Here is a 516-nt window from a genome sequence, read left to right as displayed (position 1 = left end):
GTTGGTGGGGTGGTGTCACCGCCATCGATATCCGGTGCAGTGACGTTGCCCGCGGTGGAGGTGTTGCCCGCAGCATCGGTTGCGGTGACCTGCAACTGTTCGCCATCAACCTGCGGTGGGTTGAGGGTGATGCTAAAGGCGCCACTTGCGCCCACTACAGCGGTCCCCAATACAGTGGTGCCATCCGCAGCGAGCACACGCACGGTGCTGCCGGGCTCTGCGCGGCCGCTGACGACAGTGCCATCGGCATTGACCGCCAGATCGGCGGGAGCGGCTGGCGCCGTGATATCGGGCGCAGTGACCTGGGCGGGCAGGGACGAAGCGCCGCTGCCATCGATTGCCACCACGTCGAGCAGCTCACCGTTGGCTTGCGCCGGGACGAGCGGAATGCTGAACGTGCCGTCAGCGCCAGCCACCACGGTGCCGATCACCGTACCGTTGGCATCGCGCACCTCGACGCGGCTGCCTGCCGGGGCGGTGCCGCTGATGCTGCTGCCATCGGCGGAAATGATCAGG

At 67.2% G+C, this 516-nt stretch carries 1 protein-coding gene; it reads right to left on the bottom strand.

The genetic code is table 11. The annotated features are described in order from the left end of the window. A partial coding sequence (locus APH34_RS28460; protein ID WP_156358142.1) for an Ig-like domain-containing protein occupies positions 1-516 on the bottom strand: 516 nt, incomplete at both ends.

The organism is Pseudomonas sp. NBRC 111131 (genome assembly GCF_001320525.1).
GTDB classification, from domain to species: domain Bacteria; phylum Pseudomonadota; class Gammaproteobacteria; order Pseudomonadales; family Pseudomonadaceae; genus Aquipseudomonas; species Aquipseudomonas ceruminis.
The sequence above is the reverse complement of the archived record's forward strand: the minus strand, read 5'-3'. Positions and strand labels throughout refer to the sequence as shown.